The 14982-nt window shown below is 62.2% G+C and carries 12 protein-coding genes; 6 read left to right on the top strand and 6 right to left on the bottom strand.

Annotated features, from left to right (window positions below):
* Positions 1 to 37 precede the first annotated feature (37 nt).
* On the top strand, positions 38 to 1762 hold the full coding sequence (locus VJZ71_20255; GenBank protein HKQ50418.1) for a hypothetical protein: 1725 nt from the start codon (positions 38 to 40) through the stop codon (positions 1760 to 1762).
* 192 nt (positions 1763 to 1954) lie between these two features.
* On the opposite strand, the gene VJZ71_20250 is transcribed toward VJZ71_20255, so the two are convergent.
* Together VJZ71_20250 and VJZ71_20245 are read right to left on the bottom strand one after the other, a co-directional pair.
* Complete coding sequence (locus tag VJZ71_20250) at positions 1955 to 2374, bottom strand: hypothetical protein (GenBank protein HKQ50417.1); 420 nt, start codon at positions 2372 to 2374, stop codon at positions 1955 to 1957.
* Positions 2375 to 2503: 129 nt separating this feature from the next.
* On the bottom strand, positions 2504 to 2761 hold the full coding sequence (locus VJZ71_20245) for a hypothetical protein (protein HKQ50416.1): 258 nt from the start codon (positions 2759 to 2761) through the stop codon (positions 2504 to 2506).
* A 353-nt stretch (positions 2762 to 3114) separates the two neighbouring features.
* On the opposite strand from VJZ71_20245, the gene VJZ71_20240 reads away from it, so the two are divergent.
* The 3 genes from VJZ71_20240 to VJZ71_20230 all read left to right on the top strand — a co-directional run bounded on the left by VJZ71_20240 (position 3115) and on the right by VJZ71_20230 (position 7565).
* Positions 3115 to 3558 carry a hypothetical protein gene (locus tag VJZ71_20240; protein ID HKQ50415.1) on the top strand — a complete coding sequence of 148 codons (444 nt, stop codon included), beginning with the start codon at positions 3115 to 3117 and terminating at the stop codon, positions 3556 to 3558.
* An 87-nt stretch (positions 3559 to 3645) separates the two neighbouring features.
* The gene (locus VJZ71_20235; protein ID HKQ50414.1) at positions 3646 to 6990 is read left to right on the top strand and encodes a tetratricopeptide repeat protein; all 3345 of its coding nucleotides are present in this window, start codon (positions 3646 to 3648) and stop codon (positions 6988 to 6990) included.
* A complete protein-coding gene (locus tag VJZ71_20230; protein ID HKQ50413.1) occupies positions 6987 to 7565 on the top strand; it encodes a sigma-70 family RNA polymerase sigma factor in 579 nt (192 codons plus the stop codon). Before VJZ71_20235 ends, VJZ71_20230 begins: the two co-directional genes overlap by 4 nt.
* 61 nt (positions 7566 to 7626) lie before the next feature.
* On the opposite strand, the gene VJZ71_20225 is transcribed toward VJZ71_20230, so the two are convergent.
* The 3 genes from VJZ71_20225 to VJZ71_20215 form a co-directional block, all read right to left on the bottom strand.
* The gene (locus tag VJZ71_20225; GenBank protein HKQ50412.1) at positions 7627 to 8358 is read right to left on the bottom strand and encodes a hypothetical protein; all 732 of its coding nucleotides are present in this window, start codon (positions 8356 to 8358) and stop codon (positions 7627 to 7629) included.
* Positions 8312 to 9448, bottom strand: coding sequence for a hypothetical protein (locus VJZ71_20220; GenBank protein ID HKQ50411.1), 1137 nt, complete (start codon positions 9446 to 9448; stop codon positions 8312 to 8314). Before VJZ71_20220 ends, VJZ71_20225 begins: the two co-directional genes overlap by 47 nt.
* A gap of 328 nt (positions 9449 to 9776) precedes the next feature.
* Complete coding sequence (locus VJZ71_20215) at positions 9777 to 11093, bottom strand: hypothetical protein (protein HKQ50410.1); 1317 nt, start codon at positions 11091 to 11093, stop codon at positions 9777 to 9779.
* 459 nt (positions 11094 to 11552) lie between these two features.
* Here VJZ71_20215 and VJZ71_20210 point away from each other — a divergent pair, with 459 nt between their 5' ends.
* Together VJZ71_20210 and VJZ71_20205 are read left to right on the top strand one after the other, a co-directional pair.
* Positions 11553 to 12185 carry an ECF-type sigma factor gene (locus VJZ71_20210; GenBank protein HKQ50409.1) on the top strand — a complete coding sequence of 211 codons (633 nt, stop codon included), beginning with the start codon at positions 11553 to 11555 and terminating at the stop codon, positions 12183 to 12185.
* An 18-nt stretch (positions 12186 to 12203) separates the two neighbouring features.
* Positions 12204 to 14615 (top strand): serine/threonine-protein kinase, encoded by a 2412-nt coding sequence (locus VJZ71_20205; protein ID HKQ50408.1) that lies wholly within the window; start codon positions 12204 to 12206, stop codon positions 14613 to 14615.
* A gap of 124 nt (positions 14616 to 14739) precedes the next feature.
* On the opposite strand, the gene VJZ71_20200 is transcribed toward VJZ71_20205, so the two are convergent.
* A complete protein-coding gene (locus VJZ71_20200; GenBank protein ID HKQ50407.1) occupies positions 14740 to 14967 on the bottom strand; it encodes a molybdopterin converting factor in 228 nt (75 codons plus the stop codon).
* Between the last annotated feature and the right edge of the window lie 15 nt (positions 14968 to 14982).

Below are 14982 nucleotides of genomic sequence, written 5' to 3'. Positions count from 1 at the left end.
GAATTCAATGGCCGATTCGGCTCTCCGGGCTGTAACGATGGATCTCGCCCCAGGGCAGGTACCCGCTTCCAGACTCGATGGGGAAACAGCAAACCCACTCGACCCCGCCGCCCATCGCGCCGTGCTCGCGGCCCTGGTTCCCTGCCTGATCGGGACGCTGGTGCTCGGCCTCTTCTCCGATGGAGTCCACCACGACGACGACCTGGTGCACTTCCTCATGGCCCGCTGGGCGCACTGGTATCCCGAGTATCTGCTACACATCTGGGGACGTCCGGGGGCGACGATCCCCCTCGCGGCCGTCGCGTGGATCGGCGACCGCGATGTGGCGTGGCACCTCTGCCGGGGACTGTCGGCCGTGGTCACGGCGGCCGGCGCGTACCTGGCGGCGCGGGTGGCGATGCGCCTCGGGACTCGCCGGGCATGGACCGTCGTCCTCGCCTGCTACCTTCAGCCGCTCAACGCCCTCCTGGCCACCACCACGCTCACTGAGAACTTCACCGCGTTTTATCTCATCGCCGCCATCACCCTGCTTCAATCCGGTCGGGCGCGTTGGGCCGCCCTGGTTTTCTCCCTCGCCCTGCTCACCCGGCATGAGGCGCTCATCCTGGTACCCGTCTGGTGGGCCGGGCTAGCCCTGGTCGATCTGCGAGCTTCGCGCAAACTCCAGGCCGCCCTGCTGACCCTGTGGGCGCCGATTGCGTACAACATTGCTTATCGCGGATTTCTTGGGGACTGGCCGGCGCGGGTGTTCTTCGCGCCTCGAGGGTTGACCGAGTATTCCGCGACCCATCCATTGGGCTATCTACCCCACGCCCTGGAGGCCGTTCCGCCGGTGCTGTTCGGTCTCGCCCTGGTCGGTGGTGGGATGTTGATCCGCCGGCGGCAGGGGCTGATCCCCGCGCTGGTCGGCGTGTTCTTCCTCACCCACTGCGCTATCACGGCACTCGGTATCTTCGCCTCCGGCGGATACGGCCGCTTCATGGTCGCGGTCGCCCCGCTGACCGCGATCCTCATCGTCGCCGGATGGGAGAGACTCATCGACTTCGGTCGTTCCCGTCGCGCCGCCCTCGGGCAGGCCTTCGTTCTCGCGTCGGTCTGGATCGTCGGTCTGCTCTCCTATGAGAGCGAGCGCCGCGCCGGGCGCATTTCCACGCACGCGAGCCCGGAGTGGATAACCCTGCTCACCGCCGTCGCAATCCTCGCGGTGATCGTCACGCTTTTCCCTTATGCCGTCCGTTCGCGTTGGTGCGCCTGGCCGCGAATCATCGCACTCGGCATTTTGGTGTTCACTATTCTCCAGCAGTTTGGTGTCATTGTTCGTCCACTCCGCATCAAGCCGGCACAGGCACAGGTTGCTCGAGCCACGCAATGGCTACGCACGGAAGGCCTCGACACCGCTCCTCTCTTCGCCGCCAACCCGTGGTTTTCGTATGAACTCAACCTGATCGAAGATCCCCGGGCCCACAAAGGCCCGGCGCTGTTCGCCTCCCTGCCGGCCGGCACGATCATCCTCGTGGATTCGCTCTACAGCCCGAGTTACTTCCACCGCCTGCCGTTGGAGGCCATTGCGGAGGACACAAAACACTACCACTGGTTGAAAACCTTTAAGGCGGCTCCTTTGGATCCGCAGCGCCAGGAGATCCACATTTTTCGCAAGATTGCCCCCACGACGCCGGCGACCCAGCCCGACGAACCGTATCCACCGACGTACATGCGCCCGCGGCCTACAGCAAGTAACTCTTACTACATCCGTCCGGAGTGAGCCGATCGCCACCATTCCAAGGTTTTTTCAATCTTCGCCCGGCAACCGGATCATGGACAAGGCTCGCGAAGTTTTCGTGCGCAGAAAAAAAGCAAACGGTTTCGATGCACATGTTCAATCTCCCGTAGACGCCAAGGCCTTCCGGCTCTTCCTCCTCGATGGACACCTCGCGCCATGAACTCGGCCACGCATTCATCCGGCCCGGCGATGGGCAGGCAGGCGAAACTTCGGCGTACCGGTGGCCAAGAGTCGCATTACATCGTGGCTTCGCCGATAGAGCGTGAAGATGTTCGCCGGCTGGCCGCTTAGGTTGCGGACGTGACAAGCAAACGATGCCCGCGTCGCGAACCGGATGAGAAAAGCCAGTACGACTGTCCATGACGTCTGAATTTCCCCGACCTGTCCAAAGTCAAAGACGACCTGTTGCAACATGGGCTCAACGCCGGGAGCCTCGACTCGGTCCATCACCAAGCGAAGGTCTTCGTAAGTAAGCGTGGGGCCGTTGAGGACAATATTCAGGGTTCCGTCGGCTGAGATCGCCAGGCGGCAAACCTCTGTTAGCGCCTCGAAACATGCCGCAGGGTTCTCTTCTATCTTTCGTAGCCGCCACACGGGTCTCCTCCTCGCTTATTGACCTGCCCCCGGAAGGGCAACCTTTAGGATAGGATGATTAAGAAGGAGCGTTGCTGCATCCGACCTGAGATGCAGCACCACTCCCGCCAGCACAGAGCCTCCCCAGGTTCACCGCTTGATGTATTGATCGACATCGGTGCTCAGCTGCTGACATGCTTGCTGGGCCGTGCGGCTACCGGCCAAAGTGCTTTGCCCGGTTTGGTCGCTGAGGAAACGAAGTCCTTCATCCCAGCCAATGTGGCCGTCTTGGCTGTAATCGATCGGGCAGCCATTGGGCTGACTCTCATCGCAGCCCGTGCTGCCGATCGTCGTCAGCAGGCCCATCAGGACCGCGCTACAGATTCCCAAGCGTCGTATTCTCTTCATGATCGTCTCACTTTCTCTGTGCCGTCGAGCCGCGTTGGGCATCGACCGCGAACCAGCTATTGGCGGGCCCCATTCACCCGCCTACCTGATATCCGGGCGAGGGGCGTGGTTCTGACGCGCGGGGACCGGATTGCAGCGGTTCTCGTGCTCACATTCGCCGCGGCGGCGAAGTCGCCCCTTTTTTCTGCGTCAGGTTTTCGCGGCTGGGCCGGATTGATGAGTGAGGCATTGAACAGGCCGGGGACGGCTCGGGGCTTGAGGACGCATCGATGGCGGCAGAATGCTCACGAAACGCGTTGAATGGGAAACTTGGTTAGTCTGAATTCTTGTGGAAATTGAAAGGAAGGTGCGTCATGTTCAGAAAGAGTTTCGCCCTTGTTGTCGTCATGGCAGTAGGCGGTTGCGGAACATTGCCTGTTGGAACGTCGCCCATGGGAACGGTGCCTTTTGAACCGGGGACCGATGTAGCGTCGCTTACCCCCGCCTCGTTTGATGGCAAATGGCGACAATCAGGTTCGCCGGGCATGAACAATGAAGCCTGCATAACCATTCAAGGCGGCGCATTGACCGCGGCGGACGACTGCGCTGGGAAGGACTATCCGATTACAAACTCGCAAGTTGCTACGATATCTGGAGATCAAGTTACCTGGATTCTCGAGTCGTCAAGTAACGGGGCAACAGGCGTTGGGACCTTTAGTATGACGACTCAGCCTGATGGCTCGCTAAAGGGCAGTTTTTCTGTGGTTTCTGATGGAGAGACGTCCACCCATGACTCTATTACGTGGGTCAGAATGTAGTGATCCGCGTCAGGCCTCTTGGAGAGGCAGGATGGTAGAATGGAGTTCTGATCGAGGGAGTGGTTTCCGTCTCGCGGAGTCACGTCGATGGCCGGCTGCCTCACACCTGCTCAAATCGAAAGCCTGTTGGCGGGTACGCTTTCAGCTCAGGAGCAGCGCCGCGCAGAGGAGCATGCCGCGGTCTGCGAAGCCTGCCGCGGGCGGATCGAGGCCCGCCGGACGGACGAGAAGCTCTTCGGCCAGATAAAAGAGGCCCGACCTGACGAGACGCTGCTCCGGCCCGCGAGCCCAAGGGTTTCCGCACAGGCCGGCCTCCCAGTCAACGAATCTATCGAAGGATACGAAATCCTCCGCGAAATCCATCGCGGCGGACAAGGCGTCGTCTACAAGGCGGTGCAGAAGACGACGAAGCGAACAGTCGCGCTGAAAGTTCTGTTGCAAGGCCCCTACGCCTCGCCGAAACAGCGCCATCGCTTCGAGCGCGAGATCGACCTGGTCGCCAGCCTCCAGCATCCCAACATCGTCACCATCTACGACAGCGGCGTGGCCGGCGGCCGGCATTTCTTCGCCATGGAGTACATCCACGGCCAGCCGCTGGACGCGTACCTGTCCGACAAGCACCTGGGCATTGACGACACCTTGCAGCTTCTCAACAAAATCTGCGCCGCCGTGAACTACGCCCACCAGCGCGGAGTGATCCACCGAGACCTCAAGCCCGGCAACATTCTGGTCGACGCCGACGGCCAGCCGCACGTCGTGGACTTCGGCCTGGCCAAGGCCGCGGGACTGGATCTCCACGATGGAGCACCCATGACGGTCACCGGCGAGTTCATGGGCACGCTGGCCTACGCCTCGCCGGAGCAGACCAGGGGCGACCCCAACCTGATCGACATCCGCACCGATGTGTACAGCTTGGGCGTGATTCTCTATGAGATGCTGACCGGCAAGTACCCGTACCCGGTGGTCGGGCAGATGGGTGAGGTATTGCGGCATATCGCCGAGACTGAGCCGACGAGGCCCTCGACGGTCCGCCGCCAGGTCAACGACGAGGTGGAGACGATCGTCCTCAAGGCCCTGGCCAAGGAAAAGGACCGTCGCTATGCGTCGGCCGAGGCCCTGGGCCGGGACGTGGAGCGATATCTCGGCGGCGAGGCGATCGAGGCCAAGCGGGACAGCGCCTTTTATGTGCTTCGCAAGAGTCTGCGGCGGTATCGCCTACCGGTGGCGCTGGCAGCAAGTTTCGTGGCGATCATCACAGTCAGCTTGATCGTTTCTGTCGCCCTCTGGCGCGCGGCCAGCAAGGCGCGCGATCGCGCCGTGGTGGCGGAGAAGCAGCAGAGCCGCGAGCGTGAGAGTGCCGAGGCGGAGCGCCGGCGGGCTGAAAAGGCCCTGACGGCTGAAGCAGAGCAGCGTAAACTCGCAGAGCAGCGTCGCGAGGAAGCGGATGCGGCCCGCGTGGACGCTCAGCAGCGTCAGAAAGAAACGCAAACTGTCGCGGAATTCCAATCCCGGATGCTCGCCGACATTGACGTGCCGGCCATGGGACGCGGGATCGTGCAAAGTCTGCGGGACCAGGTGAAGGCCGGCTTGGAGCGTCAGACCGTGGACGAGTGGCCCAACCGCCGGAAGCGTACCCAGCCGGAGATCGAGGCGACGCTGAAGGCACTCGACGAGGCCGTCGCGCCCGGACATCCGGTCGACCTGGCCCGGCGGGTAATAGATGATTACATCTTGAAGCGGGCCGCTGCCACACTCGAACAGGAGTTTGCCGGCCAGCCGCTCATACTGGCGCAGATTGATGACGCCCTCGGGACAATGTATGACCGCCTGGGACTCTTCGACACCGCGGCACCATACCTGCGCGCGGCGTTGGAATTGCGCAGGCGCGAGTTGGGTGGGGAGCATCTGGACGTGGCGACGAGCCTGGAACATATAGCCTGGTTGGCGGGCAACAAACGTGACTATGTTGAGGCCCAGCGGTTGTACGAGGAGGCGGTCGCGCTGCGCCGCAGACTCCAGGGCAACGACCACGAGGATGTAGCCGGCACCCTCTATAATTTTGCCGACTTACAAATGAACCGAGGAAACGCCACCGCATCCGAGCCGCTTTATCGCGAGGCATTGGCCATTTATCGAAAAGCCCACGGTGAAAGTCATCGAGATACATTAAGGGCGTGGACTAGCCTTGTGTTGGCCCTGCGATCCCAGAATAAGGACGTTGCTTTGGCCCTGGAGCTTCCCAGGGGGTTATCCGGGCTTTTCGGAGCACTGAGTAAGGACGATGCGGAAGTGCTTAAGACTTACAAAGCGAACTTCGTCTCCATTGCGTTTCCGCAGCAGCGCGATCCGTTGCCGCAGCCCTTGGTAGACATGATTCCCCGCATGTGTACCATAATACTCGGCGAAAAGAACCCGGAGGTGGCGATCACACTGATCGCACTGGCGCATCCACTGCAAGCCAAGGGCGATCTCGCGGCGGCAGAGCGACTGTATCGCGAGGCACTGGCCGTTAATCGCAGGCTACGAGGCGACGAACACCCGGAAGTGGCGGCTGGCCTAGTCCAATTGGCGCGACTGCTGCAGGCGAAAGGCGACCTCGCCGCGGCCGAGCCGCTCGTTCGTGAGGCCCTGGCGATACAACGTAAGCTGCTGGGTGACGAGCACACCGACACGCTAGTGTCGATGGAATTGCTCGCCAATTGCCACTACGCCCAAGGCAAATACCAAGACGCCCAGAAGCTCTACGAGCAGACGTTGGAAATAAGGCGCCGCGTGCTAGGGCCGGAGCACGCCGATACTCTGAGGTCGATGCGCAACCTCGCCTACGCCTACTATGCCGAGGGCATATACGCCGACGCGGAACCGCTATTCCGTGCGGCGCTTGCAGCGCGATTAAAGATTTCCGGCGCGTCGCATGCGGATACAATGTGCGTCCGCGGCGATCTGATCAACCTGTACGTCAAGCAAAAGCGGTTCGAAGACGCCAGGCCGCTGGTCGTCGAGCAGATCCAATACCAGCGCGCGGCAGCGGACCAACCGGGGGCCTCCGCGTGGGACCTCAACATCTACGCATGGACGTTGTTGACCGTCGAGCCGACCGACCTTCGCGACTCGGTGGCGGGGCTCGGCTATGCCCGGCGAGCGGTGGAAGCCAACGGCGGCAAGAATGGCTGGATCATGAATACGCTGGGCGTGGCGCAGTACCGCGCTGGGAGATTCGGCGAGGCGCTCAAGACTGAGGAGAAGGCGATCGCACTGCTGCCGCCCGGCGATTCGCGGGTCCGCCAGGAGCTGGAAGTCAACCTCGCCAAGTTCCGCCAAGCTGCCGCGTCGCAGCCCACAACACGGCCGACCGCCAACCCGCCGTTGACCCGGCCAACGGGCGTGTCCGCCCCACAATCTTCCGCACCGGTGACGACACAACCTTCATGACCACCACCCGCGCCAGCCTGCTCGTTCGGATTAGAGATCGCAGCGATGCGGAGGCGTGGAAAGACTTTCAAGACCTGTATGCGCCGCTGCTCTATCGCTATGCCCGCGCACGGGGGCTGTCGCGGGAAGACGCCGAGGATGTTCGCGACGAGTGCATCGCCGTCGTCGCCCGGAAGATCGCGGCGTTCGAGTATGACAAGGCCAAGGGGGGATTCAAGAATTGGCTGTACCGCATCGCCAGCGGGAAGGTGATCGACCTGCTGCGGCAGCGCCGCGAGAAGCACGCTGACTCGGGACAGATGGCCGCGCTGCCTGACCCCGAGCCGACGCCGGATGAGGCCTGGGAGTCGAACTGGCGAAACCAGCACCTGATGTACTGCGTCGAGCAGGTCCGATCTCGCGTTTCGGAGAAGAACCACGAGGCTTTCCGACTCCTGTCGTACGAGGAGTGTTCCGTCGAGGAGGTTTGCGCCCGGCTCGACATGACGCCCGAACAGGTCTATCAAGCCAAGTCGCGCGTGCTAAAACGCGTCCGCCAGCTTCTGCGGGAGTTGGAGCCCGGCCTTGCCGAGTAGGAGTGGCCAAGGACGTTGGGCCCGCGAACAGCTGAAGATCACCGGCGCATCGGCGAACGGGTTATCGTCCTTCATGCCAAAACTCCTCGTTGGTGGGCCAGGTTCCAAAGTGCTCCACGTCCTCCGCCATCGCCGCGGCCCGCACCTTCTCGTGCCTCTCCATCTCCTCCAGCCACGGGTCGCCGAAATCCAGGCCCATGTCGGCGCGAGGCGAACCCTTCGCCGAAAGGAGCGGCCAGATGTGGGCGTGGTACTCATCCTCCCAGGCCGCGTGGTCACTGCCCGCGAAGGGTTGCGAGTAGTCGACGGTCACGGGGATCAGCAGGTGCCCACCGGGCCCCGTGTTGAATCGCAGCCGGGCGTAGGTCTGCCCGCCCTTGGCCAAGATGAACATGATCGCCCAGTCGGACGGGCCGAACACGCGGGCAAAGGTCTCCTCGTCGGTACAGCTCGGCGTCGGGGAATCGCCGGGATGGGTATGGCACCAGCATCTCATGAACTGCTCGGGCTTACGGCCCGCCATCACCTGGTCCTCGAAGAAGTCGGCGACGGCGTCATCGTCGAAGGCCACGCTGACGACGCTGGTCTGCTGCCGGACGGTCACGAACTCGTCGACGTAGAGCAGGTCGCAGGATGGCGTGATCCCGAAGCCGCCGATCTCGGTCTCGCCGGCATGGCAGAAGAACTGGAGCTTCGCCCAGGCGGTGGGGCTGAAGCGCAGGACGGGCGGCGGGGGCAGCTGAATCTCACGCCGTGGCCGCCTCGGCGACGGCGACTTGATCGTCTCCTTCAACCCTTCGAGCTTCGCCGTTGTCGACTCGGCCGGCGCTTTGGTCGTTTCCGTTTCCGTCGGAAGGGTCGTCTTCGTTTCCACCGCCTTGGGCGGCCTTGCTATCGGATCCTTGGTCATTACTTGCATCCTCGTGCTCCTTGTCTTCTTGGCAGGTCGTACACACATCCTCTTTCAGGCACTCCGCGCAGACCGACTCCTCGCAGGCGCGGCAGCGGCGGAGGCAGGCCTCGCAGTGGGCGTTTCCACAGATCGCGCAGTCTCGCAGGCAGTTCTTGCAATAGGACTGGTCGCAGGAGCGGCAGCAGCTCACGCACTGGTCGCAAAAGTCATGCTCGCAGCCCTCGCACCAGTAGCTCTCCTCGTCATCCATCGAGTAGCCACAGTCGTGGCAGGGCCGGCCATCCCACTTGGCCAGGGAGATGAACGGCGAGTCGGCGTTGTAGGTCTGCAGGACCGAGCGGACCAGGATGAACAGGTCGCAGACCCGTCCGTCGGCCAAGGCCTGCTGGATGGGCGCGGCCGCCTCGCCCAGGCAGATCCGTTCATCGCGGACATGCGGGTGGGTCACGGTCGAGTCGCAGGAGGCCGGGTTGGGCTCCAGGGCGACGATCCGCAGGAAGGAGGCGGGATCGGCATCGGAATGGCCGCCCAGCTCCAAACGAATCTCGAACCGGCCCAGGCGGATGCCCTCCAGGGTGATCGGCTCGGTCGTGACACTGAGCATCGCGTGCTCCGCGTCGAACTTGATCTCGTCGAACTCATCGTGGAGCTGGCGGAGTTCGTCGAAGACGAAGCGCGGCGTGGGCGCGGTCGATTCGTTCCGCCGGAGTAGCTGATCGCATTGCGTCGTCGCCCGGTCGATATCGCCCAAGGTGTAGTCAAGTTCGCGACGGACATCGCGGGCGGCGGCCTGCCAGCCGCGCTCCAGGCAGGTCATGAGCCGCAGCCGAAGTTGACGCACGCGTTCCAGCTGCGCGCCTAACCTTCCAATTTCGTCTGAGAGCACGGTCAACTTTCCCCGGCCGAGGCGCTGCAGGCCGGCATGCAGGTGGCCGGCCCAGCGGGCCTGCCGGCGGGTATCGTGGTTCATGTTCAGGTCCTCCAAAAAGAAAAGGGGCACCCGCGGCGACAGCGTCGCGGATGCCCTGCTGAATTCGATCGGTAGCGCGGATGGTCACGCCCGGTGCGTGCTAGAAAGTCAGGACAGGGCGAATAGGTCTGATGCCAACCCTTCGTGCGATGGGTAACAGAACAAGGGCGAATCCGTTGTGGACCCGCCCTTGCGCCTTAACCTCGTGCATATTCTCCCCGGCCCGGGAGGAGGGGTTGCGACTTCGATCTCCGAGCAACTCGTCCGTGATGTGGGCTAAAACCTTGCCCGCTCCTTATGGGCCGCCGAGACCGCGCCGCTGGCATTCTCACTGTTCCTGAATCACCGACTGCACGCCTTTGGATCGTGGGCGGCTTTCGTACATGGCCGTCACGCTGACCTGCTGCCCGATGGTGAGGCTGATGCTGCTTTGGCCGGCCGCCTGGAAGACGCCGTCGATCGTCCAGCCGATCAGCCGCCGCGAACCAACCGAGGGCGGAGCGGTAAGCGTCACGACCGTGCCCGAGAGGTAGGATCGCTCGAAGGACTCGAAGCCGCCGGCGTCGAGGGTTTCATCCGGCTCGCCGACATCAATGAACGCGCCGGGGGCATCAGACGATATGCGCAGGGCCGCCGGTCCGGGTGGAACCAGCCACATGCAGTCGGTGGCCGAGAAGCTCGTCCTGTCGGTCATCATGCCGGTCAACACCAGCGCGACCTCCGATCCGTCGGGCAGGGCATCCAATTCCAATGCGCTGACAAGGTCATCGACGCGGAAGTGCATCATCAGGTCGTCGACGTCGTCGCCGGCCAGGTCATGGCAGGCGCAGGTTTCGCCGTCAAAGGGCGTGGCGGCATCCTCAATCGTCGTGTGCGGCCCGGGTGGACCTTCGTGGGGGGCGACTTCCCCGCCGACGCCGTCGGGGCGGCGGAGCCGCAGCGTGGTCCGGTCCACGGCGGAGACATCGAACGCGGCGCCACCCACCAGGGCCACGGGCAACACGCCCCGGCTTCGGCGATTGAGCGGATTGGGGCAGGCGCCGGGGCGGATGTCGAGCACCGCCAGCGAACCCGGCTGGGGAATCGAAGCATTCACCTGCATCTCGTAACCGGATCGTGAGAAGTAGAGGACCTCTGCCCCCTCGGCGAAAAGAGGGGCCCACTCGTCGCTCGCAGTGTTGACTATTGGCCCTAAATTCGTGACGTTGATCCACTGGTTCGTGATGTGATTCCATTCGGCAGTCCACAAGTCAGCGCCGCCGTAGCCTCCTGGACGGTCTGAGCCAAACACCATGGTCGAACCGTCGCGCGAAACCCATGCATGCTGTTCGGCATAGACCGTGTTGATGGACGCAACGGGCTGCGCCGTCGCGAACAGTCCCGTATTAGAATCGTAGCGGGCGCTCCAAATGTCATGGTACGCTTCCGTGAAATAAAGATCGCGCCCGTTGAAAAGCGGGCCGTGCTGCCATTGTGGACCCCCAAGGCCAGGAACCGGCGTTCCTGGTTGCCAGAGACCGCCCGAGTAACTCGAGCGATAAATCTTCGTCTCGTATGGCGAGAACGTGTGCTGCGAGTAATACATCGTGTTCTCGTCTGGCGAAAGCGAGGGAGTCGTCGCCCAATCCGGAAACCCCATATCCACAAAGGGATCCCATTGCCCGGAACTCGCGTTCCAACTCGCGGTGTACAGGCGAGTTGGGGCTCCGTGCGCGGTTAACATCTGGGTAGCGTTTGTACTGACAAAAGTGGAAGACCAACCAGGTGCCATTCCGGGAACGGCCGTCGGCGTATCGGTGATGACCAAGCCCGCTCGCACGGTGCCAGCTGGCCCCATCACAAATGTCGCAAGAATACACGTCCCGACTGTAGAACACCGGCGGTGCATAAGAGTATTGCGAAACATCTTCATTATTCCTTTCGTGGCTGCGCCAAAGACACCGGCCCGAAAAAACGAGCCGTCCATGCCGTGGCGTCGCGGATGACAAGATGCTGACAACCAGCATTCGTTCCACCCTCACATGCGAAATCCTTCGCCAAATAGGGCAAAATCGGTGCGGCGAATCTGGTACAATTGTGTCTGGCTCTCTAATTCAGGTGGTCCATGCGGCAGGACTCGACCAATGCGATTACCCAGCTTCTGTCCGCCGTCGGACGGGGGGACGGCACGGCCCGCGAGCGGCTTTGGGCCTGCGTCTACCACGAACTCCGTGAAATGGCCCAAGCCCAGATGGCCCGGGAGGCCGCCGGGCGGACCCTCCAACCGACTGCCCTAGTTCACGAGGCGTATCTGAAGCTCTTCGGGGGTGCAATCTCCAACACGGCCGAGGGCGGACACGCCACAGCCACATCCGAGGGCGGATGTGCCACATTTGAGAACCGGCGGCATTTTTTCGCCGCCGCCGCGCGGGCGATGCACCAAATCCTCGTCGATGACGCACGTAGACGTGGGAGCCTCAAGCGCGGCGGCGCCAACCGGCCGCTCGACCTGCACGAGGACATGATCGCCCTCGAAGACGATCCGGCCTTTGTGCTGGCGGTAGATGAGGCATTGGAAAAGCTCAGCGCGCAGCGGCCCGACCTTGCGGAGATGGTGCAGCTACGGTACTTCGCGGGGCTAAGCCTTGATGAAACCGCCGAGGTGCTCGGCGTGGCCAGGCGGACTGTGGTCAACCAGTGGCATCTGGCGAGGGCGATACTCTACGGAATGCTGGCCGACAAAGTCGAAAGGCAATAACGATGAGCGGATTGAATCATGTGCTCCGAGCGGTGGAAACGGATCGATGAGCTATTCGGCGACGCGCGAGAACTCGCCCCCGACGCCCGTGACGCCTTCCTGAAAAACCGCTGTGGCGGCGACACCGACTTGCTGTTGCGTACCCGGCGTTTGCTGCGCGACCACGACCGCGCCGGCCCGCAATTTCTGGAGCGTCCGCCGACGGTCGAGGGGCTGCGTGGTCTGGCGACTGCCAAAGGCTCCGATCCGCTCGTCGGGCAGACCATCGGTTCCTATACGATCAGGGAGACGATCGCCCGCGGCGGCATGGGCAGGGTCTATCTCGCCGAGCAAGCCAGCCCACGCCGCCCCGTCGCCCTAAAGGTCATGCAATCGAGCGCCTGGTCCGCGTCGGCTGAGAGGCGATTCGATGTCGAATCACGCGTACTCGCCTATTTGCGGCATCCCAACATTGCACAGGTCTATGAGTCCGGGGCACACCGGCTGGAAGCCGGTGCCACGGTGCACTATTTCGCCATGGAATATATTCCAAACGTACGGACGATCACACAGCACGCAAACGAAAATGAGCATGGCATCCGCGATCGGCTCGATCTTTTCCTGCAGCTTTGCGACGCCGTACACCACGGCCATCAGAAGGGCATCATCCACCGCGACCTGAAGCCCGCAAATATCCTCGTGGGATCAGAAACTCCCGCGTCGACTCCCCCCCAAGCCTCAAGCCCCAAGTCTCAAGCCTTTCTGAAAATCATCGACTTTGGCATCGCCCGTTGCACCGATTCCGATATCGCCGTGACGACGATGCACACCGAGGCCGGGCAGCTTCTCGGGACGCTGGCCTACATGAGCCCGGAGCAGTGCGCGGCGGACCCGAGCCAGATCGACACCACGACCGACATCTATTCGCTAGGCGTGATTCTCTACGAATTGCTAACGGGACGAATGCCGTACGACGTATCGAACATGACCATCCACTCGGCCGCGCGGGTGATTTGTGAAAAAGAGCCGACTCGCCCAAGCAATTTCGATCGACGGCTGCGCGGCGATGTGGAGACGATCGTGCTGAAGGCCATAGAGAAGGACCGGGCGAAGCGCTACGCAAGCGCCAGTGACATGGCCGGCGACATACGCCAATACCTCCGAGGCGAGCCAATTTCCGCCCGGCCGCCGACGCCCTATTCGCTCATGCTCCGCTGGGCCGCCGGACATCCGAAAAAGAGCATCGCGCTCGCAAGCCTCGCCATCGCTTCCCTCATCGTGGGCTCGGCTTTCTTTTCGCTCTGGATCGTGAACGGCCAGCCGGCCCGCCTTGAGTTCACGAGACTGGGTCGTACACGGGATGAGCCCTCAGGCCGACTCGTACGCACCGGGGATCAAGCCACGCTCTATTCTCTTGGCGGAAGAGTTTTGAAACCGTGGAAAACTGCGGATCCCGGCAGCATCACGTTTGCGAACCTGGCGAACAGGCCCGCAAGATGGGGGGGCGGCAAGGTCGTGGTGCTCGGCTTTGGTAGGTTCGCTGATTCGCCCCATCGAGGTGAACTCTGCCTGTTCGACGCCAACGGCCCCTACGACGAACCGCTCTGGCACAGGACCGTCGAGCAGGAGTCGATCGACGCCATGCCGCACGATGCCTGGCCGCGCCCGCGATTCGATTCGGGTCGGAAATACTCTTCAGGTGGATTCGCCGTTCATTATGCTTGGATGTTCGACGTATTTCCGGGCGACGCCCATCCCGGCGAAGAGATCGTCGCCTATTACATGCACACTCCCGGCTCGCAGGGGGTTCTCCGCATCTACAACCTCAACGGAGACCTCCTTTTCCAGGCCTGGCAGGATGGCGGAATCGAGGAAGCCTACTGGATGGCCAAGGCGGGCCTCCTCGTGTTCGCTGCGATCAAGGGCGACATGGACGACAAAGAATACGGTCTGCGTTTGGCCTCCAATCACCCGCGTGTGATCTTTGCCATCCGTCCCACCCCCCGCGATATCAGCAACAAGTGGATTCACCCCCACAATCCCGGGGAGAGGCCGCGCTTCGCGGGTGACGAATGGAGGGGCGAGCGGTACCAGCCCGCGTGGTACAAGATGCCCTGTCCTGTCATATTCGCTGAGCAAGAACCGTTCGTTTGTGTATTCCCGGAGCGGAGCAATGTTCCCTCTCCCTATGACCCCGATCAATATTTGGAACTACGGATGAATTCCGACTCGCTGGGATTGAGCAACCGAAAACTGTTCAGCTTCTCTGTGATCCTTAATCAACACGGCGAGATCGTGGAGCGCCTTACCCTGTCAGATGGTGTCCGTCGTGCGATTGCCGAAAAACCGGAGCTTCCCGACCCCGTAACGTTTGACCTCGTCGACTGGAAGACCCCGGAGTTTCCCTGCGTCACAGCGACGACGCAGCCGGCAATTTTGCAAGATCATTAATGGCCTGAGATTCCATTGAACCTGCCGCCGGGTTTCATTTGAGGCGGGTCTCAAAAAAGAAAAAGGGGCATCCGCAACGCGAATCGCCACGGATGCCCCATGAATGATCTCGGTAACCACACTCTCAGGCGATCCGCGCGCCCTCGATCTTCGTCGGAGTTATGCTCACGCGGTCGTTCTCCTGGAGCATCTGGTTGCGGGCCACCGGCTGGCGGTTGACGCGGATCAGATAGTCGGCCTCGGAGTTGCTGGGCATCTTCTGGCTGAAGAACTTCTCCACCGTGGTGCCGGGTTCGACGTCGATGTAATCGGCGAACCCGCCGCCCGCGTTGTTTAAGTAGAGCACTCTCATGTCGTTTCCTTTCGT

The organism is Phycisphaerae bacterium (genome assembly GCA_035275405.1).
Classification (GTDB): domain Bacteria; phylum Planctomycetota; class Phycisphaerae; order UBA1845; family UTPLA1; genus DATEMU01.
The sequence above is the reverse complement of the archived record's forward strand: the minus strand, read 5'-3'. Positions and strand labels throughout refer to the sequence as shown.

What these genes read in the sequence shown, in the direction of transcription:
- VJZ71_20230 (HKQ50413.1), top strand. Translation starts at nt 6,987, where the DNA reads ATGACCACCACCCGCGCCAGCCTGCTCGTTCGGATTAGAGATCGCAGC.
- VJZ71_20245 (HKQ50416.1), bottom strand. Translation starts at nt 2,761, where the DNA reads ATGAAGAGAATACGACGCTTGGGAATCTGTAGCGCGGTCCTGATGGGC.
- VJZ71_20220 (HKQ50411.1), bottom strand. Translation starts at nt 9,448, where the DNA reads ATGAACCACGATACCCGCCGGCAGGCCCGCTGGGCCGGCCACCTGCAT.
- VJZ71_20205 (HKQ50408.1), top strand. Translation starts at nt 12,204, where the DNA reads ATGTGCTCCGAGCGGTGGAAACGGATCGATGAGCTATTCGGCGACGCG.
- VJZ71_20200 (HKQ50407.1), bottom strand. Translation starts at nt 14,967, where the DNA reads ATGAGAGTGCTCTACTTAAACAACGCGGGCGGCGGGTTCGCCGATTAC.
- VJZ71_20240 (HKQ50415.1), top strand. Translation starts at nt 3,115, where the DNA reads ATGTTCAGAAAGAGTTTCGCCCTTGTTGTCGTCATGGCAGTAGGCGGT.
- VJZ71_20235 (HKQ50414.1), top strand. Translation starts at nt 3,646, where the DNA reads ATGGCCGGCTGCCTCACACCTGCTCAAATCGAAAGCCTGTTGGCGGGT.
- VJZ71_20210 (HKQ50409.1), top strand. Translation starts at nt 11,553, where the DNA reads ATGCGGCAGGACTCGACCAATGCGATTACCCAGCTTCTGTCCGCCGTC.
- VJZ71_20255 (HKQ50418.1), top strand. Translation starts at nt 38, where the DNA reads ATGGATCTCGCCCCAGGGCAGGTACCCGCTTCCAGACTCGATGGGGAA.